A 19883-nucleotide genomic window follows, 5' to 3' on the forward strand; every position below is an offset into this window, starting at 1 on the left:
TGCTTGTCCGTCTTCAGCCTGTTTTCTGCGACGCCTGCACCATTTTCATGGCCGAGCCGATCAACGCCGACACCTCGGTCATGTTGCTGGGCACGATGAGGGTGGTGGTGGCGTCGGATGCCACCTGGCTGTAGGCGTCCACGGCCTTCTCTGCGACCTTGAGCTGCACGGCCTGTTCGCCGCCAGGCTGGCGAATGGCGGTGGCCACGCGTTCGATGGCCTCTGCGGTGGCCTGGGCCACAGCACGGATGGATTCGGCCTCGCCGATGGCCTTGTTGATGACGGCCTGCTTTTCACCTTCGGAGCGGGCAATGAAGGCCTCGCGCTCACCGGTGGCGATGTTGATCTGTTCCTGGCGGCGGCCTTCGGAGGCTGCGATCAGCGCGCGCTTTTCGCGCTCGGCGGTGATCTGGGCCTGCATGGCGTGCAGGATTTCCTTCGGCGGCGTGAGGTCCTTGATCTCGTAGCGCAGCACCTTGACGCCCCAGTTCAGCGCGGCTTCGTCGATGGCCTGCACGACCTGCGCGTTGATGATGTCGCGCTCTTCAAAGGTCTTGTCCAGCTCCAGCTTGCCGATCACCGAGCGCAGCGAAGTTTGCGCCAGTTGCGTGACAGCCATGATGTAGTTGCTGGAGCCGTAGCTCGCGCGCATGGGGTCGGTTACCTGGAAGTACAGGATGCCGTCCACCTGCAGCTGCGTGTTGTCGCGCGTGATGCAGACTTGGCTGGGCACGTCGAGCGGGATTTCCTTGAGGCTGTGTTTGTAGGCCACCTTGTCCACAAACGGCACCAGAAAGTTCAGGCCCGGTGTGAGTGTGCCGGCGTACTTGCCCAGCCGTTCCTTGACCCAGGCATTTTGCTGGGGCACTACCTTGACGGCGCGTGCTATGAAGATCACGGCAATGATGAGAATGACGATGGCGACTTCCATGAGAAACCTCTCTTACTTGGTGGGCTGCGACGCTAAAGCGGTGGTCAATTTTTAGAGTGGATCTACCAGAAGGCGATTGCCTACCAGTTCCGCCACGCGGTGCATGCCGGTGGAGGGCGTAACGCCAGGGCGGTGGATGGCGATCCAGGCGGCGCCCCGGTACTTCACGGTGGCGGTGCCGTCGGGGTTCCAGCCTTCGACGAGGATGGTTTCACCGACATCCAGGTTCACGCTCCGGTCGGCGCGGGCGGAGGGGTCTCCGGGGCGCTTTTTCTTGAGGTAGTACCAGCCCACCACGGCGCCGCCACCTACCACGGCCGCAGCTACGATCTGTGCGGTAGTTGGTACCCCCAGATGCGCCGCTATCGCCGCCGCCACCAGCCCCAGGGCCACCATGAGCAGATAAAACGTGCCGGTAAGCAGCTCCGCAACGACCACGGCCCCCGCTGCCAGCCACCAGATGGTGGATGCCTCCATGCTGATCCTCCTTGGGTCGGTTGTGTTTAGTGCACCACATTCTGGGTCAAAAGAATGGCAGTTCAAAGGCGCGTCAACGTTATTCCTTACACTTCGCGCCTATTTCGTTTTTTGGCCGGGCAGGGCACGTTTGCACGGAGGCTGCGTATGAAGTTTCGCTTTCCCATCATCATCATCGATGAAGACTATCGTTCCGAGAACACCTCGGGTCTGGGTATCCGCGCCCTGGCGCATGCCATCGAGGCCGAGGGTTTCGAGGTGGTTGGGGTCACCAGCTATGGGGATTTGTCCCAATTTGCGCAGCAGCAAAGCCGCGCCAGTGCGTTCATCTTGTCCATCGACGATGAAGAGTTCACCGTGGGCGAGGGGCTGGACCCCATCGTTCTGAGCCTGCGCAACTTCATCGGCGAGGTGCGCCGCAAGAACGCCGATGTGCCGATTTATGTGCACGGCGAGACCAAGACCAGCCGCCACCTGCCCAACGACATCCTGCGCGAGCTGCACGGCTTCATCCACATGTTCGAGGACACCCCCGAATTCGTGGCGCGCCACATCATCCGCGAGGCCAAGAGCTACTTGGAAAGTGTGCAGCCGCCGTTCTTCAAGGCGCTGCTGGACTACGCCGAAGACGGCTCCTACAGCTGGCACTGCCCCGGCCACTCGGGCGGCGTGGCTTTCTTGAAGAGCCCCGTGGGCCAGATGTACCACCAGTTCTACGGCGAGAACATGCTGCGCGCCGACGTGTGCAACGCGGTGGAAGAACTGGGCCAGCTGCTGGACCACAACGGCGCCATCGGCGAATCGGAGCGGAACGCCGCACGCATCTTCAACGCCGACCACTGTTTCTTCGTGACCAACGGCACGTCCACGTCCAACAAGATGGTGTGGCACCACACGGTGGCACCGGGCGACGTGGTGGTGGTGGACCGCAACTGCCACAAGTCCATCCTGCACAGCATCATCATGACCGGCGCGATTCCCGTGTTCATGAAGCCCACGCGCAACCACTTCGGCATCATCGGGCCCATCCCGCAAAGCGAGTTCGAGCCCTCTGCCATCCAGGCCAAGATCAAGGCCAACCCGCTGCTCAAGGGCGTGGACGCCAAGAAGGTCAAGCCGCGCGTGCTCACGCTCACGCAGAGCACCTACGACGGCGTGCTCTACAACACCGAGACCATCAAGGGCATGCTCGATGGCTACGTGGACAACCTGCACTTCGACGAGGCCTGGCTGCCGCACGCGGCTTTCCACCCGTTCTACGGCAGCTACCACGCCATGGGCAAGAAGCGCACGCGCCCCAAGTATTCGGTGACGTATGCCACGCAGTCCATCCACAAGCTCCTGGCCGGTATCAGCCAGGCCAGCCATGTGCTGGTGCAGGACTCGCAGACTGCCAAGCTCGACAGGCACCTCTTCAACGAGGCCTACCTGATGCACACGTCCACGTCGCCTCAATACAGCATCATCGCCAGCTGCGACGTGGCCGCAGCGATGATGGAGCCGCCCGGCGGCACCGCGCTGGTGGAGGAAAGCCTGCTCGAAGCCCTGGACTTCCGCCGCGCCATGCGCCAGGTGGAGGAAGACTTCGGCAAGAACGACTGGTGGTTCAAGGTCTGGGGCCCCGACAAGCTCGTGGACGAGGGCCTGGGCCGTGCCGAGGACTGGATCATCCGCAGCGATGGCAAGGGCAAGAAGAGCGGCAGCAAGTGGCACGGCTTTGGCCAGCTGGCCGATGGCTTCAACATGCTGGACCCGATCAAGTCCACCATCGTCACGCCGGGCCTCAACCTCGACGGCAAGTTCGACAAGACAGGCATCCCCGCGTCCATCGTGACCAAGTACCTCGCCGAGCACGGTGTGGTGGTGGAGAAGACGGGCCTGTACAGCTTCTTCATCATGTTCACCATCGGCATCACCAAGGGCCGCTGGAACACGCTGCTCACGGCGCTGCAGCAGTTCAAGGACGACTACGAGAAGAACCAGCCCATGTGGCGCATCCTTCCGGAGTTCTGCCAGCAGCACAAGCGCTATGAGCGCATGGGCCTGCGCGACCTGTGCCAGCATGTGCACGAGATGTACGCCAAGTACGACATCGCCCGCCTGACGACCGAGATGTACCTGTCGGACCTCACGCCCGCCATGAAGCCCTCGGACGCCTATGCACACATTGCGCACCGCACGACCGAGCGGGTCGAGATCGACCACCTCGAAGGCCGCATCACCGTGGGCCTGGTCACGCCGTACCCGCCGGGCATTCCGCTGCTAATCCCCGGCGAGGTGTTCAACAAGAAGATCGTGGACTACCTCAAGTTCGCCCGTGAGTTCGCCAAGCTGTGCCCGGGTTTCGAGACCGACATCCACGGCCTGGTGGAGGTGGAGGACGAGAATGGCCAAGTGCGCTTCTACGCCGACTGCGTGGCGTAGCCAACCATGCCAGACAAGGAGCCTGGGCCTTTGGCTCCTGTCAAGAATCTGGCGAAAGTAAACGAAGACGGGTGTTACGGGCGCAACCTGTAGTCACTGTCTTTGCGCGGGTGCATATACACCTGCCTCCCAAAAATCGCTCCCCCGGCATGGCTGGCGGAGCGATTTTTTTTTGTGCACTTGAATCCGCTGAGGTGGCGCTGCCGTATTGACTCTTAGCCGCGTGGTTCGCATGCGGTGACGACTGTCTTCACCTACCTTTCAGGAGATTCTCATGACCTTCCGATTCAACGCCCGCCTCGCCACCATTGCCCTGGCTGCTGCAGTGACCGCTGCTGCAGTGCCCGCGATGGCACAGGTCATGGTGGGCGGTGCGCCCATGCTGGCCAGCAAGGACATCATCGACAACGCCGTGAATTCCAAGGACCACACCACGCTGGTGGCGGCAGTCAAGGCGGCTGGTCTGGTGGATACGCTCAAGGGCCCTGGTCCGTTCACCGTGTTTGCGCCCACCAATGCAGCATTTGCCGCATTGCCCGCAGGCACGGTGGACACGCTGCTCAAGCCCGAGAGCAAGCCCACTTTGACCAAGGTGCTCACCTACCACGTGGTGGCTGGCAAATACGACGCAGCAGCCTTGTCCAAGCTGATTGCCGATGGCAAAGGCATGGCCAGCCTCAAGACCGTGGCGGGCGGCGCACTCACTGCCAAAGCCAGCGGCAACGCCATCATGGTGATGGACGAAAAGGGCGGTACGGCCACGGTGTCGATTGCCGATGTGTACCAGTCCAACGGCGTGATCCACGTGGTGGACAAGGTGTTGTTGCCCAACTGATGGGTGATGATGGGCGAAAGGTAGGGTCGCCCGCAGCCTCCGCGCAGCCTTTAGCGAGGTGGCTGCATATCGCTCCGCACCCGCACAAAACTCGCAAAACGCGGCAGGCCGCCGTCGTGTGTGCCGCGAAAGCGGTAGGTCACCCAGCTGCCAATGGGCGGCGGATCGGCGCGGTCGGCATCGGTCAGCCCTGCGCCCAGCTTAAAGCGCTGGCCGGTGGGCATTTCCACCAGCAGTGCGCCCAAACGCCCGGCGTGTTTGCCCTTGCCGGGCAGGTGGCCCACCACCAGGGCCTCGGTGTCTTCGTGGGTTTTGAGTTTGATGAGATCGTCGCTGCGGCCTGAGCGGTACAGCGAACTGCCCTTGTGCAGCATCAGCCCCTCGCCGCCAGCGCGCACCGTGCGCTGCAGCAGGGCCTGCAGGGCAGCATCGGTGGCCACACGCTGCTGCGGCACAGCCTGCACCCAAGGCTGGTGGATTTCCGCCACCAGGGCTTTCAAGGCAGTGAGGCGTTCGTCAAACGGGCCGCTCTGGGCGGGCAGGTCAAACACCATGAAGCGCATCTGCCGCCAGGCCGCATCGTCAGGCTGTTGCTGGCGGGTGGTGGATTGGGCATGCGCAAAGCGCCCGCGCCCGGCCCACAGCTCGCCATCCATGGGGGTGGCAGGCCAGCCTGCGGTGAACCACGCGGGCGCCGCCACGGTTTCACCGCCGCGCGTACGCAGCGTGTGGCCGTCCCAATAGCCGCGCACGCCGTCGTACTTCTCGCTCACCCAATAGTCGGCCAGCGGCATGCCGGGGCGGTACACGTTGGCCAGCAGCAGGGCAGGGGGCTCTGTCGCATGCACTGCCGTCGCCGTGGGCAGCAGGCCCAGCATCGCCAGGCTCAGGCAGTGTCTGCGGGTTAGATTGCTATCAAAAATGTAGCTGCTTGCGCTTGATGGACGCGCGGTAGCAGCCATTTTTCTTCAGCTTTTAATGTGATCCGACGCGTGGTGTGCTCAGACTTGGTCGGCCGACAGGCCCGCCGTCTGGCTGAAGCCGCCGTCCACGTAGGTGATCTCGGCCGTCATGCCGCTGGCCAGGTCCGACAGCAGGAAGGCTGCTACGTTGCCCACGTCTTCAATCGTCACATTGCGGCGCAGGGGCGAGGCATCGGCCACGCGGCTGAGCAGCTTGCCGAAGTCCTTGATGCCGCTGGCGGCCAGGGTCTTGATGGGGCCCGCGCTGATGCCGTTGGCGCGGATGCTGCGGCCGTCTTCGGTGCGGCCCACGGCTTCGGCCAGGTAGCGCACCGAGGCTTCGAGGCTGGCCTTGGCCAGGCCCATGGTGTTGTAGTTGGGGATGGAGCGCAGCGCGCCCAGGTAGCTCAGGGTGATCAGCGACGACTTGTCATTCAGGTAGGGCAGGGCCGCCTTGGCCATGGCCGGGAAGCTGTAGGCGCTGATATCGTGCGCGATGCGGAAACCTTCGCGGCTCAGGCCTTCGAGGAAGTTGCCCGCAATCGCCTCGCGCGGCGCAAAGCCGATGCTGTGCACAAAGCCGTCGAATTGGGGCCAGGTCTGCGACAGCTCGGCGAACATGCGCTCGATCTGCTCGTCGCTGGCCACGTCGCAGTCAAACACCAGCTTGGAGTTGAACTCGGCTGCGAAGTCGGTGATGCGGTCCTTGAAGCGCTCGCCCACGTAGCTGAACGCCAGCTCGGCACCTTGCTCGTGGCAGGCCTTGGCAATGCCATAGGCAATGGAGCGGTTGGACAGAACGCCCGTGATGAGCAGCTTCTTGCCGGTCAGAAAACCCATGTTCAATCTCCTTTTGGAATAGCGGAATGTGGGCCGGCGGGCAGGGGCATAGGGGTATGCGCTAGGTGCCACGGGGGCCGGCGAACGTAGTGCAGAATTGTCGCATGCGCCTTGTAGCAGTCTGTTCTCGCTGGGCCCGCGCGGCGTTGTGTGCTGTGTGTGGCATGGTTTTGGGTCCTACCTCCTGGGCCGCACATGCCTATGCCCAGTTCGGCGACGTGAAGTACCCGCCTGGTTTCACGCATTTTGACTATGTCAATCCGAGTGCTCCGAAAGGCGGGGAGATCCGCCTGGTTCCGCCGATTGCAGTCACCAATTTCGACAAATTCAATCCGTTCACGCTGAAGGGAACACCGCCTGCGGGGATGCTGGAGTTGGTTTTCGAGTCCTTGTTGACCGGTAATTCAGAGGAGCCGTCCACAGGGTATGGCTTGCTCGCAGAAGACGTGGAGGTGGCGCCGGATGGTTTGTCGGCCACCTTTCGCATTCGCAAGGAAGCGCGATTCAGCGATGGGTCTGCAGTGATGGCCGCCGATGTGGTCCATTCTTTCAACACCTTGATGAGCAAGCAGGCATCGCCGCAGTTCAAGACGATCTTTGGGGATATCAAGGCGGTCCGGGCCTTGGCTGAGCGCTTGGTCAAATTTGAATTTGCCAGTTCCAATCGAGAACTGCCGCTTGTGGCTGGGAGTGTCCCGGTCTTCAGCCGGAAATGGGGGGCTGGAAAGCCCTTCGATGCAGTCATCACCGATGTGCCTATTGCCTCGGGGCCCTACCGGCCCTCCAGTGGGCAACTGGGGCGCGACATCACCTACGTTCGCGACAAGAACTACTGGGGGGCTTCCTTGCCGGTGCGCAAGGGGCTCTATAACTTCGATCGCATCACCTACAAACTCTACCTCGATGACACCAGCCGATTTGAGGGACTCAAAGCGGGTGAATATGACCTGAAGCGGGAGTTCGTTTCCAAAAACTGGGCGCGCCAATACAAGGGCAAGGCATTTGACTCCGGTGCCGTCAAGAAGCAGGTGTTCGAGCACCGCAATCCTGGTGATTTCCAGGGCTACACATTCAACCTGCGCAATCCCAAGTTCAAGGACATTCGCGTTCGCAAGGCCATTGCGCTGACGATGGACTTCGAGTGGCTCAATCGCCAGATGTTTTATGGCTTGTACAAGCGGGTGGAGGGGTATTTCCCGAACAGTGACTTCCATGCTTCGGGGCTGCCAGGGCCTGCAGAAATGGCTTTGCTGGAGCCGCTGCGTGACAAGCTGAGCCCCGACGTGTTTGGCCCGGCCTTGCGGTCACCCAGCACGCTGCCTCCATCCAGTTTTCGGGACAACCTGCGCCAGGCGAAACAGTTGCTGGCGGAGGCAGGCTGGGTCTACCGTGACGGAGCCCTGAGAAATGTCCAGGGCGATGCGTTCGAGATGGAGTACCTGAACGCACAGCCGTCCTCGGTGCGGCTGGTCAGCCCCATGCAGATTGCTTTGAAAAAGCTGGGGATCAATCTGAAGATACGCAATGTGGACGGAGCCCTCTACCAGCAGCGGATGGATGAGTTCGAGTTTGAGCTGGGCAGCCTTCGCATTCCAGGACGCACTTCTCCAGGCAGCGAGCTCTTTGAATACTTTGGCTCCAAGGCCGCCGCGACGTCCGGCTCGGCCAACATGTGGGGCATCGCCGATCCGGCGGTGGACAGCCTGATCCGTTCGGTGCTCAGTGCACAGACCAAGGCGGATGTCTCTGCGGCGATGCGTGCGCTGGACCGTGTTTTGTCGCACGGCTACTACTCGATTCCGCAGTGGTACAGCGATGAGTTTTTTGTAGGCTATCGGCCCGCAGGTTTTGTCTTGCCCTCGACCATTCCGCCCTATTACCAGCCGGATTCTTGGGCTGCCGCCACGTGGTGGGCTGCGCCAACCAACCGCTAGGGTCACACTGCATGCTCAGCTACATACTCAAACGCATCTTGTTGATGGTGCCCACGCTGCTGGGGGTGCTGCTGCTGACCTTTGTGGTCATCCAGTTTGTGCCTGGCGGGCCGGTGGAGCAACTGGTGTCGCAGTTGCAGGGGCGCTCTTCTGGTGGGGAGGGCGCTTCGCCGAGTGCAGGAGCGGGAGGGGACTACCGTGGCCGCCAAGGGTTGAGCCCGAAGCAACTGGAGGAAATCAAGGCGCTGTACGGGTTCGACAAGCCTGCGCATGAGCGCTTCGCGCAAATGCTTTGGTCGTTTGCACGGTTTGACCTGGGGCAGAGTTTCTATCAACGAAAAGCCGTCTCTGACCTTGTGCGTGAAAAGCTCCCGGTTTCCATCAGCCTGGGCCTGTGGACTTTTTTCATCAGCTATCTGGTGGCTGTGCCTCTGGGCGTTGCCAAGGCGGTGCGGGCCGGGTCGCGGTTTGATCTGGTCACCACCTTGCTCATCCTGGTCGGCTACGCCATCCCTGGCTTCGTGCTGGGCGTGGCGCTCTTGGTGATCTTTGGCGGGCAGTTGCAGTGGTTTCCGCTGCGGGGGCTCACCTCGGCCAACTGGGAGCAGCTGTCCTGGGGTGCGCGCATCGTGGACTACCTGTGGCACATCGCGCTGCCGGTCACGGCCATGGTGCTGGGCAGTTTTGCCGTCACCGCCATGCTGACCAAGAATGCATTCCTCGAAGAGATCCGCAAACAGTATGTGCTCACGGCGCGCGCCAAAGGCTTGAGCGAGCGGCAGGTGCTGTGGAAGCATGTGTTCCGCAACGCGCTCATCCCCATCGTTACCGGGTTCCCGGCGGCGTTCATCGGTGCATTTTTTGCGGGCTCGCTGCTGATCGAAACCTTGTTTTCGCTCGACGGCCTGGGCCTGCTCAGCTACGAGAGCGTGATCCGCCGTGATTACCCGGTGGTGCTGGGCACGCTGTATTTGTTCACGCTGATCGGGCTGGTCACCAAGCTCGTCAGCGACCTCTGTTATGTGTGGGTGGACCCGCGCGTGAAGTTTGACTAGCCCGAACGCACCGATGGCCCTGATGAGTCTTGCCGCTACACCGCTTTCGCTCTCTCCGTCCCGCCGCGCCTGGCTGCGCTTCAAGCGCAACCGCCTGGGGTACTGGAGCCTGCTTATTTTCTGCGCCCTGGTGCTGATCAGCCTGGGGGCTGAACTGGTCAGCAACGACAAGCCGCTCATCGTGCGCTACGAAGGGCAGACCTATTTCCCCATGCTCAAGGACTACCCCGAAAAGACTTTCGGGGGGGACTTCGAGACCCCCACGGATTACCTTGACCCTTTCATCAAGGAGCGGCTGAACATGGGTAGCAACTGGGCGCTGTACACCCTGAACCCCTACGGCCCCAACACGCTCAACTACTTTGCCAAGGCGCCCAACCCCTCGGCCCCCACGGCCGACAACTGGCTGGGCACGGACGACCGGGGGCGTGACCTGCTCGCGCAGCTGCTGTACGGCTTTCGGGTGAGCGTGCTGTTTGGTCTGGCGCTCACCGTGACGGGCGTGCTGCTGGGGGTGGTCACGGGCGCCATCCAGGGCTTTTTTGGTGGCAAGACGGACCTGGCCTTTCAGCGGTTTATCGAGATCTGGGGCTCCATGCCGGAGCTGTACCTGCTCATCATCTTCAGCGCAGTGTTTGCGCCCAGCGTGGCGCTGCTGCTCATTTTGCTGAGCCTGTTTGGCTGGATGGGGCTGTCGGACTATGTGCGCGCCGAGTTCCTGCGCAACCGCCAGCTCGACTACGTGAAGGCGGCCCGCGCGCTGGGGGTGAGCAACACGCAAATCATCTGGCGCCACATCCTGCCCAACAGCCTCACGCCCGTGGTCACCTTCTTGCCGTTCCGCATGAGTGCGGCCATCCTGGCACTCACGTCGCTCGACTTTCTGGGCCTGGGGGTGCCGCCTGGCACGCCGTCGCTGGGCGAGTTGCTGAGCCAGGGCAAGAACAGCATTGATGCGTGGTGGATCTCGCTGTCTACCTTTGCCGTGCTGGTCACGACCCTGTTGCTGCTGACGTTCATGGGCGATGCGCTGCGCGATGCGCTCGACCCCAGAAAGGCCGACCTGTGACAGCGACCTCATCGGCCATGAATCTCCCCTTGCTGCAGGTACAGGACCTGCATGTGCGCTTTGGCGCCAAAGAAGTGGTGCGTGGCGTCAACCTCCACATTGCCGCAGGCGAAAAGCTTGCCCTCGTGGGCGAGTCCGGCTCGGGCAAGACCATCACTGCCTTGAGCCTGCTGCGCCTGGTGGGCGATGCCACCATCACCGGTCAGGCCCACCTGCAAGGGCGTGGCGACCTGCTGGCGCTGAGCGAGCGCGAGATGCGCGGTGTGCGCGGCGACGACATTGCCATGGTGTTCCAGGAGCCCATGACCGCGCTCAACCCGCTGATGACGATTGGCGCGCAGATTGCCGAAATCCTTTTGCTCAAGCGCGGCCTCACGGGCCCCCAGTGCGCGCAGGCCACCATCGATTTGTTGGCACAAACAGGTATCCCCGAGCCCGCGCGCCGTGCGGGCAGCTTTCCGCACCAGCTCAGCGGCGGCCAGCGCCAGCGCGCCATGATCGCCATGGCCCTGGCCAGCGCGCCCAAGCTGCTGCTGGCCGACGAGCCCACCACGGCGCTGGACGTGAGCTTGCGCTGCCAGATCCTGGACCTGCTGAGTGATCTGCAACGCCAGACCGGCATGGCCGTGCTGCTCATCACGCACGACCTGAACCTGGTGCGCCGCTTTGCCGACCGCGTGGCCGTGATGGAGCAGGGCGTGCTGGTGGAGCAGGGCACCGTGGCCGATGTGTTTGGCGCCCCGCAGCATGCCTACACCCGCCGCCTGATCGCCAGCCAGCCCCGCCGCGATGTGGTCGAGGCCGACCCGCCTGCTGACACCGCGCCCGTGGTGCAGACGCAGGATCTGCGCGTGGCCTACCCCACGCCGCTGCCGGGCCTGAAGGGCTGGTTCCAAAAGGGCGAGTTTGTGGCGGTGCAGGGTGCCGCGCTGCAATTGCTGCCCGGCCAGACGCTGGGCGTGGTGGGCGAGTCGGGCTCGGGCAAGTCCACGCTGGCCCAGGCCATCCTGGGGCTGTTGCCTGCCAAGGGGCAGTTGCAGGTGGGCGGCCAGGCGTGGCAGCAGCCCGCCATGCGCAACACGCCCACCAACCAGCAGTTGCGCCGCCGGGTGCAGGTGGTGTTTCAAGATCCGTTCTCGTCCCTGTCGCCGCGCCTCACGGTCGAGGAGATCGTGGGCGAAGGCCTGAAGGTGCACGAACCAACGTTGACCGTGGCCGAGCGCCGCAGCCGTGTCGAAGCGATGCTGGCCGAGGTGGGCCTGACCGAAGCGCAGTTCCCGCGCCTGCTGGCGCGCTATCCGCACGAATTCTCGGGCGGCCAGCGCCAGCGCCTGGCCATTGCGCGTGCCCTCATCGTGCAGCCGCAGGTGCTGGTGCTGGACGAACCCACCAGCGCCCTCGACGTGACCATCCAGCAGCAGGTGCTGGGCCTGTTGCAGCGCCTGCAAAAAGAAAAAGGCCTGAGCTACCTGCTCATCACCCACGACGTGGATGTGATCCGCGCCATGGCGCACGATGTGCTGGTGATGAAGGATGGCGCGGTACTGGAAAGCGGCCCTGTGAATGCGGTGCTGGATGCGCCGCAACACCCCTACACGCAGCGCTTGGTGGCGGCTGCCAGCGTACCGGGCGTGGCGGGCTGATGGACGGACGGGCTGGGCCCGCCAGCGTGCTTGCCCGGATGCACGCGGTTGCGCATGCCTCCCGGCCGTGGAAAGATGCCCGCATTTCCCGCAACCCGCCAGCACACATCCGCCGCAGCCACCATGCCCCCAACCACCCCTGACACCATGCCCGACCAGCCCCTCACCTTGCCTGGCGGCGACGACGCAGCGCCCCGGGTAGACTTGGACGTGGTGTACCGCCAGGCCCGCGCCCTGGTGGCTCCCGGTTCATGTGTGACCGCGCTGCACTTGGGCTCCGAGGACAGTGAGCTTGCAACGGGGCAGGAGCCCACGAAGCCTTCGGCCACGCTGACGCTGGCCCTGGGCCAGCAGAAAACGGTGCGTGATTTTTTTCGCAGTGCTGTGCCGACACCGCTGGAGCTGGAAACCGCCATCGCCTGGGTCGAAGACGAGGTCTATGCGGCCCATGTGCGCCACCGCCAATGGGTGCCCGAGGGGCACGCAGCCTTGCTGTTTTCCGCCGATCCGATGCTGCATGAGATCGCCACCTTGGCGGGCGTTGCGCCGGGGCCCGAGCGGGTGCTGACGCTGGAGGCCATGGAGCGGCTTTTCAACCGGCTCGCCGCAGTGGCGCAAGGCCGCGCCGTCGCGCACGAGGGGCTGCCCGCCAGCCCCGCCTTTGCGGCCAGCCTGCTGATCTTGCGCGAGCTGATGCACCACATGCCTTTTGCGCACGTTACCTTGCTGGACAACCGGTAGGTGCTGCTAGCAGGGGCGGCAGGCATGCGTCGCTGAAGTGCCTGCCGGAGTCACCTCCGTGGGCTGTGGGCCCTTCAGGCAAAGGTATCGACGGACTCCCCCAGCCCTGGCGCGGGGCGGGGGCGGTGTGTGCTACTGCTGGGCGCCTGCTGGTCTGCCCGGGCCCGTTGTTGAGCCTGTTGCTGCGCCTGCATTCTGTCCACCTGCTCCTGCTGCGTCTGGCGCTGGATGGCGGCGATCTGCTGCTGCACCATCTGGATCTGCGCCTGCAGCAGCTTCGCCTTCGCCTGCTTCGCCTTGGTCTCCATGTTCTGCCCGGCCAAGCTGCGCAGTTCGTTGGTCAGCTCGCGCAGCTGTTTTTGCAGTTTGTTGATGTCGCTGGCGGCGCTGGCGCTGGACGCGGCGCCCGAAGACGAGGTGGCATTGGATATCTGCATGCTGCTTTATCGGCAATTCGGCGGCAATCTCAAGGGTTGCGCTGGCGCATGGTGTTGGTCCTGGTGCCTACCGCGTGCCCTGGGCGCGTCATGCCCGTCGCGGTGCCGCAAACCAGTCCCGCAGGAAGTCTGCCAGCGCCCGCGTCTTGGCCGACAGGTCGCTGCGCGTGGGGTACACCAGCGTCACGTCGGCTGCGGGCGGGGCCCACGCGGGCAGCACGCGCACGAGGCGGCCTGCGGCCAGGTGGGCCGCCACGTCCCATTCGGAGCGCATGAGCACGCCGTGGCCTTCCAGGGCCCAGGTGGTGGCGGCTGCGCCGTCGTTGGTGCTGAGCATGCCGCGCACCTTCACGGTCTCCTGCCGTGCGCCCTGGTGCAGGTGCCAGGTGCCGTAGGTCTCGTCGCTCTCGCGGATCACGATGCACTGGTGGGCCAGCAGGTCGGCCGGCTGCACGGGCTCGCCGGCCTGGGCCAGATAGGTGGGCGATGCGCACAGCAGCCGCTGGTTGGCCATCAGCCGCCGGGCCGTGAGGCGCGAGTCCGGCAGGTCGCCAAAGCGCACGGCGGCGTCCAGGCCTTGCTCCACCAGGTTCACGGGCCGGTCCGTGAGGTGCAGCTGGACCTCCACCTCGGGGTAGGCGCGGGCGAACGCCGACAGCGCAGGCGCGATGTGCACGCGGCCAAAGCCCAGCGTGGCGGCCAGCTTGATCAGCCCCCGGGGCGAGCTGCGAGCGCCGGCCACTGTGCGCTCCAGTGCCTCCAGGTCGCCAAGGATGCGGGCGCCGTCGAGCAGGTAGGTCTCACCCTCGGGCGTGAGGCGGATGCGCCGGGTCGTGCGGTGCAGCAGGCGCACGCCCAGGCGGTGCTCCAGCTGCGCCAGGCGCCGGCTCACCGCCGGCGGGGTGATGCCCATCTGCTGCGCAGCCGCCGCCAGGCTGCCTTCCTTCATGAGCAGCGCAAAAAAGCGCAGGTCCGAAAAGCCGTCCATGGTGCTTGATTCGTGCGTTGAATTTATGAATGAAGTAATTGTGACGGTATTTATGGCTTTGGACATCACTCCTAAGATCCCAACCACAACACATACCGCAGGAGACAAGCCCCATGACGACACTTCCGATTCCCCGCCGCCGCCTGGCCCATGCCACTGTGGCGGCCGTGGCCGCCGCCACGCTCGCCCTGCTGGCGGCCCCCGCCGCCCTGGCCCAAGGCGCGGCCTACCCCGGCAAGGCCATCAAGCTGGTCGTGCCATACGCCCCGGGCGGCAGCGCGGACATCGCCGCGCGCATGGTGACGGACGAATGGGGCAAGGCCCTGGGCGGCTCGCTGTTCATCGAGAACAAGGGCGGTGCGGGCGGCAACATCGGCGTGGACATGGTCGCCAAGGCGCAGCCCGACGGCTACACCATCGGCCTGCAGACTGTGTCGCTGGCCATCAACCCCGCCCTCACGGCCCGGATGCCCTACGACACCCTGAAGGACCTCGCGCCCATCGGCATGGTGGCCAGCTCTCAGCACGTGCTGGTGGTCAACAACGCGGTGCCGGCCAAGAACCTCAAGGAGCTGCTTGCGCTGCTCAAGGCCAAGCCGGGCCACTACTCCTACGGCTCGGCCGGCCCGGGCAGCACCTTCCACATGTCGGCCGAGCTGTTCAAGGCCGTGGCGGGCACGCCCATCGTCCATATTCCGTACCGTGGCGGCGGCCCGGCCATGATCGACACCATGTCGGGCCAGGTGGCGATGAGCTTCCCCGTGCTGTCGGCCGCGCAGCCGCATGTGCAGGCCGGCAAGTTGCGGGCCCTGGGCGTTACCGGCACGAAGCGCTCGGCGCTGATGCCCGATGTGCCCACCATTGCCGAGGCGGGCCTGCCGGGCTATGCGTTTGAAACCTGGTTCATCGTGTTCGCGCCGGCCGGCACGCCCAAGCCCATCATCGACAAGCTCAACGCCACGCTGAACCAGGCACTGGGCACCCCCGCGCTCAAGGAGCGCATGGCCAAGGACGGCTTCGACCCCATTCCCTCCACCCCCGAGCAGGCCCGCGCCCGGCTGGAGACAGAGATGCCGCAATGGGCCAAGCTCATCAAGGAGCGTGGCATCACGGCCGAATAGACCACTGCGACGACACCATGACCACGACCCCGCTTTTCCCCGGCTTCACCCCCGCCCTGGTGCCCACGCCCGACGGCCAGCACATCCATGCACTGGTCGGCGGCACGGGCCCGGCCTTGCTGCTGCTGCACGGCCACCCGCAGACATCGGCCATCTGGCACAAGGTGGCGCCCGTGCTGGCCCAGCACTTCACGCTGGTGCTGGCGGATTTGCGCGGGTATGGCGACTCGGCCAAGCCCGCCGGCGATGCCGAACATCTGCTCTACAGCAAGCGCACCATGGCCGCCGACATGCTGGCCGTGATGGCGCACCTGGGCCATGCGCGCTTTGCCGTGCTGGCCCATGACCGGGGCGCCCGCGTGGCGCACCGCCTGGCGGCCGACCACCCCGAGGCCGTGCAGCGCATGGTGCTGCTGGACATTGCGCCCACGCTGGCTATGTACGAGCAGACCAGCCAGGCATTCGCGCGCGCCTATTGGCACTGGTTCTTTTTGATCCAGCCCGCGCCGCTGCCCGAGCGCCTGATCGAGGCCGACCCCGCCGCCTACGTGCGCGACGTGATGGGCCGGCGCAGCGCCGGCCTGGCGCCGTTCGACCCACGGGCGCTGGCCGAGTACGTGCGCTGCCTGGCCCTGCCGGGCGCGGCCCACGGCGTGTGCGAGGACTACCGCGCCGCCGCCGGCATTGACCTGGTGCACGACAGGGCCGACCGCGATGCGGGCCGCCAGCTCGCCATGCCGCTCCTGGCCCTGTGGGGCGAGCAGGGCGTGGTGCACCAGTGCTTCAAGCCGCTTGCAGAGTGGCAGCGCGTGGCGGCCGACGTGCGCGGCCACCCGCTGCCCTGCGGCCACTACATCGCCGAAGAGGCGCCCGACGCGCTGCTCGGTGCCGCCTTGCCGTTCCTTCTCGCTGGCCAGTAGCAGCACACAAAAACACACACCACGATGACCATGACCACCCCCACCACGCTCTACCAGAAGCTGGTCGCATCGCACACCGTCGCCGTTCTCGATGAACAGAACGTGCTGCTCTTTTGCGACCTGCACCTGATGAACGAATACACCAGCCCCCAGGCCTTCGCCGGCCTGCACGAGGCCGGGCGCGGCGTGCCCGTGCCGGGGCAGAACGTGGCGGTGGTGAGTCACATCATCCCCACCCAGCCCGTGCGCTGGCGCACCATCCAGGACCCGCCCTCGGCCCTGCAGGCCAGCAACCTCAAGGCCAACTGCGACCGCCACCACATCCCGCTGTTCGACACCAACGACCCGCTGCAGGGCATCGAGCACGTGATCGCGCCCGAGCACGGCATGGTGCGCCCGGGCATGGTCATCATCTGCGGCGACAGCCACACCACCACCTACGGCGCGCTGGGGGCGCTGGGCTTCGGCATCGGCACGTCCGAGGTGGAGCATGTGCTGGCCACCCAGACCCTCGTCTACCGCCTCGCCAAGGACATGCGCATCCGCGTGGACGGCGTGCTGCCTGCGGGCACCACCGCCAAGGACCTGATCCTCCTCATCATCAGCCGCATCGGCGCGCAGGGCGCGCGCGGCTTTGTCGTCGAATTCAGCGGCAGCGCCATCAGCGCCCTGTCGGTGGAGGCGCGCTTCACGCTGTGCAACATGGCAGTGGAAGCGGGTGCACGCGGCGCGCTGATCGCGCCCGACACCACCGCCATCGACTACGTGCTGGCCAAGGCCCCCGACATCACCGGCGGCGTGCGCGCGCAGGCCCTGGCCCACTGGGCCACGCTGCACAGCGACGAAGATGCCGTGTTCGACGTGGAGCATGTTTTCCACGCGGCCGAGGTGGCCCCCTTCGTCACCTGGGGCACCAGCCCCGACCAGGCCATCGCCGTCAACGCCACTGTGCCCCGGCCCGAGGACATCACCGACGACGTGCAGCGCGGCAGCGCCGAGCAGGCCCTGCGCTACACGGCCCTGTCCGCCGGCCAGCCGCTGGCGGGCGTGCCGGTTCAGCACGTGTTCATCGGCTCGTGCACCAACGCCCGCATCGAAGACCTGCGCGAGGTGGACCGCATCGTCGGCAGCCGCCGCGTGGCCCCGGGCGTGCGCGCGATGGTCGTGCCCGGCTCGGGCGCGGTGAAGGCCCAGGCCGAGGCCGAAGGCATCGCCGCGCGCCTGGTGGCGGCCGGCTTCGAATGGCGCCAGCCCGGCTGCTCCATGTGCCTGGCCATGAACGACGATGTGCTGGCCCCGGGCCAGCGCTGCGCATCCACCACCAACCGCAATTTCGAAGGCCGCCAGGGCAGGGGGGCGATCACGCACCTGATGAGCCCGGCCATGGCCGCCGCCGCGGCCGTCACCGGCTGCATCACCGACGTCAGAACCCTGGAGGTGACAGCATGAGCGCCGACCACAACACCAGCTTGCGCGGCAGGGCCGCACTGCTCGACATCGCCAACCTGGACACCGACCAGATCATGCCCAAGCAGTTCCTGCGCGGCATCGACAAATCGGGCCTGGCGCCGGGCCTGCTGTACGACTTGCGCTTTGACGGCGCCGGGCAGCCGCGCGAAGACTTCGTGCTCAACCAGCCAGCGTTTGCCGGCACCGATGTGTTGCTGGCGGGCAGCAACTATGGCTGCGGCTCCAGCCGCGAGCATGCGGTGTGGGGCATGCAGCAGTACGGCTTCCAGGCCGTGGTGGCGTCAAGCTTTGGCGAGATCTTCTACTCCAACGCCATGAACAACCGCCTGCTGCTGGCCATGGTGAGCGAGGACGATGCCCAGGCCTTCATGCGCGAGGCCCGTGCCACCCGGGGGCCGCTGGCGATGGAGATCGATGTGGAGCAGCGCCAGGTGCGCACGGCAGGGCACAGCGCACCGTTCACCATCTCCGAGCGGCACCGGCGCATGTTCATCGACGGCCTGGATGTGATCGGCGCCTCGTTGACCTACCGGGACCAGATCACGGCATTTGCCCAGCGCCACTGGGAGGCCCAGCCCTGGGTGAAGGATGTCGCGCGGCGCACGCGCGAGCGCCTTGCTGCGGCGGCCGGCCCGGCTTGAGCGGCCCAGGTGCCCGGGCCGGGCTACCTGGCGGCAGGCTTGGCCGCCTGCTGGCTACTTGGCGGCAGGCTTGGCCGCCTGCGCCGCCTTCTGGGTCTTGTTGTAGACCTCCATCACGGTGGAGAAGTCACGCTCGAAGTTGATGGGCAAGAAGGTGTCGTTGCCCGGCAGCAGCTGGCGCAGCTTGGGCGAGAAGCTGTAGCTGTACGAGCACTTCTTCACGCGCGCCTGCAGCTCGGGCGACACGTCCTTGCCCAGGGTCCAGGTCTCGGTCATGAAGGGCGGGCTCTCCCACAGCGTGCGGATGCTCGATCCCTTCACGTCGCCCTTGACCACCATGCGCTGATACAGGTCGCTCGCTACGGCAGCGGCGGGGTAGAAGCCGTGCATCACGCCGGTCACCGAGCGCTCGTGGCCGTTGGAGAACACCACCTCGTAGTTCTGGTCCGGCACCAGGCCAATGGCCGGGAACAGCGCGCGCGGCGCCAGGTTGCCCGAGTTGGAGGTGGGCGTGGTGTGCGCGATCTTCTTGCCCACCAGGTCCTGCGGCTTGGTGAACGGGCTGTCCACCCGCGCGATCAGGATCAGCTTGTACGAATTGCGCTGCCCGCTGGCCTTGTTGCCCGGCACGCCGAACGGCGCGGGCTGTCCTGCAGCCACCAGCTGCGGCACCAGGCCCGGGTTGACCTGCGCCAGCTGGGCCTTGCCAGCCAGCAGGTTGTCGATGAGGTCTTTTTCGGCTAGCACATCGATGTTGGTGCTGCGCTCCAGCGATTCGCCCTGCAGGTTCTGCAGGTCGATGTTGCCGCAGCGCGCCAGGTGGTTGAAGTAGTCGCCCCACAGCAGCATGGTCTCGCTCTTGGCGTAGGTCTTGGGCATGGCGACCACCAGCTTTTCGCGCTGCCCGCTGAAGGCGGGTGCCGGGGCTGCCGCAGCGCGGGCGGTAGCGGCGCGGGCCTGGGGCGTCGTGCCCGCATCCGTCTGTGCCTGCGCGGCCACGGGGCCGAGCGTGAGCGTGGTGCAGATCAAAAGTGCGCCGGAGCGGGCGTGGCAACGCATGGTGAATGTCCCTCGGTGTTGTGTGATGTGTCGGCTGCGCAGCGCCTGATTCGGTTCGCGCAAGCCATGCCTGTGGCCGGGCCCACGCGGTGGCTGCTGGCGGGCGACTGAGCGCCGGGCGGCTGGCTGCGGTGGGCGGCTGTTGAGTATGCATGAAGCATTGGCAGGCCCCGCTGCCATGTGGCCAGAGCGGGTAACCCACGCGACTGGCACGGCATCACCGCTTGCCGGCCTGCAGGGCAGGGGCGCTTGACAGCACGTCAACCGTTCGGGTCGCTCAATGGACAAGGTCGAGAGGGGCGGGGCCCGCTGATCCGGTAACAATTCGTGCAACTC

Annotated in this window: 17 protein-coding genes and 1 pseudogene; 11 read left to right on the top strand and 7 right to left on the bottom strand. The window is 65.3% G+C overall.

Annotated elements, in window-relative coordinates; genetic code table 11:
- Window positions 1–13: 13 nt before the first annotated feature.
- Together ACSQ3O_RS09275 and ACSQ3O_RS09280 are read right to left on the bottom strand one after the other, a co-directional pair.
- Entirely contained in the window at window positions 14–931 is a 918-nt protein-coding gene (locus ACSQ3O_RS09275; RefSeq protein WP_436138618.1) for an SPFH domain-containing protein, read from the bottom strand.
- 51 nt (window positions 932–982) lie between these two features.
- On the bottom strand, window positions 983–1408 hold the full coding sequence (locus ACSQ3O_RS09280; RefSeq protein ID WP_298450250.1) for an NfeD family protein: 426 nt from the start codon (window positions 1406–1408) through the stop codon (window positions 983–985).
- Between the two features lie 147 nt (window positions 1409–1555).
- Here ACSQ3O_RS09280 and ACSQ3O_RS09285 point away from each other — a divergent pair.
- Window positions 1556–3925, top strand: a pseudogene (locus tag ACSQ3O_RS09285) (Orn/Lys/Arg decarboxylase N-terminal domain-containing protein).
- Between the two features lie 181 nt (window positions 3926–4106).
- Window positions 4107–4667, top strand: coding sequence for a fasciclin domain-containing protein (locus ACSQ3O_RS09290; RefSeq protein ID WP_137746364.1), 561 nt, complete (start codon window positions 4107–4109; stop codon window positions 4665–4667).
- A 50-nt stretch (window positions 4668–4717) separates the two neighbouring features.
- Here the strand turns inward: ACSQ3O_RS09290 and ACSQ3O_RS09295 are convergent, their stop codons facing one another.
- Window positions 4718–5545, bottom strand: a complete 828-nt coding sequence (locus tag ACSQ3O_RS09295; RefSeq protein ID WP_436138619.1) for a DNA ligase — start codon at window positions 5543–5545, stop codon at window positions 4718–4720.
- A 123-nt stretch (window positions 5546–5668) separates the two neighbouring features.
- Complete coding sequence (gene fabI, locus ACSQ3O_RS09300) at window positions 5669–6469, bottom strand: enoyl-ACP reductase FabI (RefSeq protein ID WP_436138620.1); 801 nt, start codon at window positions 6467–6469, stop codon at window positions 5669–5671.
- A 104-nt stretch (window positions 6470–6573) separates the two neighbouring features.
- On the opposite strand from fabI, the gene ACSQ3O_RS09305 reads away from it, so the two are divergent.
- The 5 genes from ACSQ3O_RS09305 (at window position 6574) to ACSQ3O_RS09325 (ending at window position 12911) form a co-directional block, all read left to right on the top strand.
- The gene (locus ACSQ3O_RS09305; RefSeq protein WP_436138621.1) at window positions 6574–8403 is read left to right on the top strand and encodes an extracellular solute-binding protein; all 1830 of its coding nucleotides are present in this window, start codon (window positions 6574–6576) and stop codon (window positions 8401–8403) included.
- 11 nt (window positions 8404–8414) lie between these two features.
- Window positions 8415–9458 carry a microcin C ABC transporter permease YejB gene (locus tag ACSQ3O_RS09310; RefSeq protein WP_436138622.1) on the top strand — a complete coding sequence of 348 codons (1044 nt, stop codon included), beginning with the start codon at window positions 8415–8417 and terminating at the stop codon, window positions 9456–9458.
- 13 nt (window positions 9459–9471) lie between these two features.
- Window positions 9472–10527, top strand: coding sequence for an ABC transporter permease (locus ACSQ3O_RS09315; protein ID WP_436138623.1), 1056 nt, complete (start codon window positions 9472–9474; stop codon window positions 10525–10527).
- 17 nt (window positions 10528–10544) lie between these two features.
- Window positions 10545–12170, top strand: coding sequence for an ABC transporter ATP-binding protein (locus tag ACSQ3O_RS09320; RefSeq protein ID WP_436138624.1), 1626 nt, complete (start codon window positions 10545–10547; stop codon window positions 12168–12170).
- Window positions 12171–12317: 147 nt separating this feature from the next.
- A complete protein-coding gene (locus ACSQ3O_RS09325; protein ID WP_436138625.1) occupies window positions 12318–12911 on the top strand; it encodes a hypothetical protein in 594 nt (197 codons plus the stop codon).
- Between the two features lie 74 nt (window positions 12912–12985).
- Here the strand turns inward: ACSQ3O_RS09325 and ACSQ3O_RS09330 are convergent, their stop codons facing one another.
- Entirely contained in the window at window positions 12986–13348 is a 363-nt protein-coding gene (locus tag ACSQ3O_RS09330; protein WP_436138626.1) for a FlxA-like family protein, read from the bottom strand.
- Between the two features lie 88 nt (window positions 13349–13436).
- A complete protein-coding gene (locus ACSQ3O_RS09335) occupies window positions 13437–14336 on the bottom strand; it encodes a LysR family transcriptional regulator (RefSeq protein WP_436138627.1) in 900 nt (299 codons plus the stop codon).
- Between the two features lie 113 nt (window positions 14337–14449).
- Between ACSQ3O_RS09335 and ACSQ3O_RS09340 the strand changes: the two genes are divergently transcribed.
- The 4 genes from ACSQ3O_RS09340 to leuD are packed head-to-tail and all read left to right on the top strand — an operon-like array spanning window position 14450 to window position 18488.
- The gene (locus tag ACSQ3O_RS09340; protein WP_436138628.1) at window positions 14450–15457 is read left to right on the top strand and encodes a tripartite tricarboxylate transporter substrate binding protein; all 1008 of its coding nucleotides are present in this window, start codon (window positions 14450–14452) and stop codon (window positions 15455–15457) included.
- A gap of 17 nt (window positions 15458–15474) precedes the next feature.
- Window positions 15475–16377 (top strand): alpha/beta fold hydrolase, encoded by a 903-nt coding sequence (locus tag ACSQ3O_RS09345; RefSeq protein ID WP_436138629.1) that lies wholly within the window; start codon window positions 15475–15477, stop codon window positions 16375–16377.
- A 30-nt stretch (window positions 16378–16407) separates the two neighbouring features.
- Window positions 16408–17826 carry a 3-isopropylmalate dehydratase large subunit gene (gene leuC, locus ACSQ3O_RS09350; protein ID WP_436138630.1) on the top strand — a complete coding sequence of 473 codons (1419 nt, stop codon included), beginning with the start codon at window positions 16408–16410 and terminating at the stop codon, window positions 17824–17826.
- Window positions 17823–18488, top strand: coding sequence for a 3-isopropylmalate dehydratase small subunit (gene leuD / locus ACSQ3O_RS09355; protein WP_436138631.1), 666 nt, complete (start codon window positions 17823–17825; stop codon window positions 18486–18488). Before leuC ends, leuD begins: the two co-directional genes overlap by 4 nt.
- Before the next feature lie 54 nt (window positions 18489–18542).
- On the opposite strand, the gene ACSQ3O_RS09360 is transcribed toward leuD, so the two are convergent.
- Window positions 18543–19547 (bottom strand): PhnD/SsuA/transferrin family substrate-binding protein, encoded by a 1005-nt coding sequence (locus tag ACSQ3O_RS09360; RefSeq protein WP_436138632.1) that lies wholly within the window; start codon window positions 19545–19547, stop codon window positions 18543–18545.
- Window positions 19548–19883: the final 336 nt, after the last annotated feature.

The sequence above is a fragment of the Acidovorax sp. LjRoot74 genome (assembly GCF_964254355.1).
GTDB lineage: Bacteria > Pseudomonadota > Gammaproteobacteria > Burkholderiales > Burkholderiaceae_C > Acidovorax.

Coding starts and splice junctions, on each gene's coding strand:
- ACSQ3O_RS09275 (WP_436138618.1), bottom strand. CDS start 931: ATGGAAGTCGCCATCGTCATTCTCATCATTGCCGTGATCTTCATAGCA.
- ACSQ3O_RS09280 (WP_298450250.1), bottom strand. CDS start 1,408: ATGGAGGCATCCACCATCTGGTGGCTGGCAGCGGGGGCCGTGGTCGTT.
- ACSQ3O_RS09290 (WP_137746364.1), top strand. CDS start 4,107: ATGACCTTCCGATTCAACGCCCGCCTCGCCACCATTGCCCTGGCTGCT.
- ACSQ3O_RS09295 (WP_436138619.1), bottom strand. CDS start 5,545: ATGCTGGGCCTGCTGCCCACGGCGACGGCAGTGCATGCGACAGAGCCC.
- fabI (WP_436138620.1), bottom strand. CDS start 6,469: ATGGGTTTTCTGACCGGCAAGAAGCTGCTCATCACGGGCGTTCTGTCC.
- ACSQ3O_RS09305 (WP_436138621.1), top strand. CDS start 6,574: ATGCGCCTTGTAGCAGTCTGTTCTCGCTGGGCCCGCGCGGCGTTGTGT.
- ACSQ3O_RS09310 (WP_436138622.1), top strand. CDS start 8,415: ATGCTCAGCTACATACTCAAACGCATCTTGTTGATGGTGCCCACGCTG.
- ACSQ3O_RS09315 (WP_436138623.1), top strand. CDS start 9,472: ATGGCCCTGATGAGTCTTGCCGCTACACCGCTTTCGCTCTCTCCGTCC.
- ACSQ3O_RS09320 (WP_436138624.1), top strand. CDS start 10,545: ATGAATCTCCCCTTGCTGCAGGTACAGGACCTGCATGTGCGCTTTGGC.
- ACSQ3O_RS09325 (WP_436138625.1), top strand. CDS start 12,318: ATGCCCGACCAGCCCCTCACCTTGCCTGGCGGCGACGACGCAGCGCCC.
- ACSQ3O_RS09330 (WP_436138626.1), bottom strand. CDS start 13,348: ATGCAGATATCCAATGCCACCTCGTCTTCGGGCGCCGCGTCCAGCGCC.
- ACSQ3O_RS09335 (WP_436138627.1), bottom strand. CDS start 14,336: ATGGACGGCTTTTCGGACCTGCGCTTTTTTGCGCTGCTCATGAAGGAA.
- ACSQ3O_RS09340 (WP_436138628.1), top strand. CDS start 14,450: ATGACGACACTTCCGATTCCCCGCCGCCGCCTGGCCCATGCCACTGTG.
- ACSQ3O_RS09345 (WP_436138629.1), top strand. CDS start 15,475: ATGACCACGACCCCGCTTTTCCCCGGCTTCACCCCCGCCCTGGTGCCC.
- leuC (WP_436138630.1), top strand. CDS start 16,408: ATGACCACCCCCACCACGCTCTACCAGAAGCTGGTCGCATCGCACACC.
- leuD (WP_436138631.1), top strand. CDS start 17,823: ATGAGCGCCGACCACAACACCAGCTTGCGCGGCAGGGCCGCACTGCTC.
- ACSQ3O_RS09360 (WP_436138632.1), bottom strand. CDS start 19,547: ATGCGTTGCCACGCCCGCTCCGGCGCACTTTTGATCTGCACCACGCTC.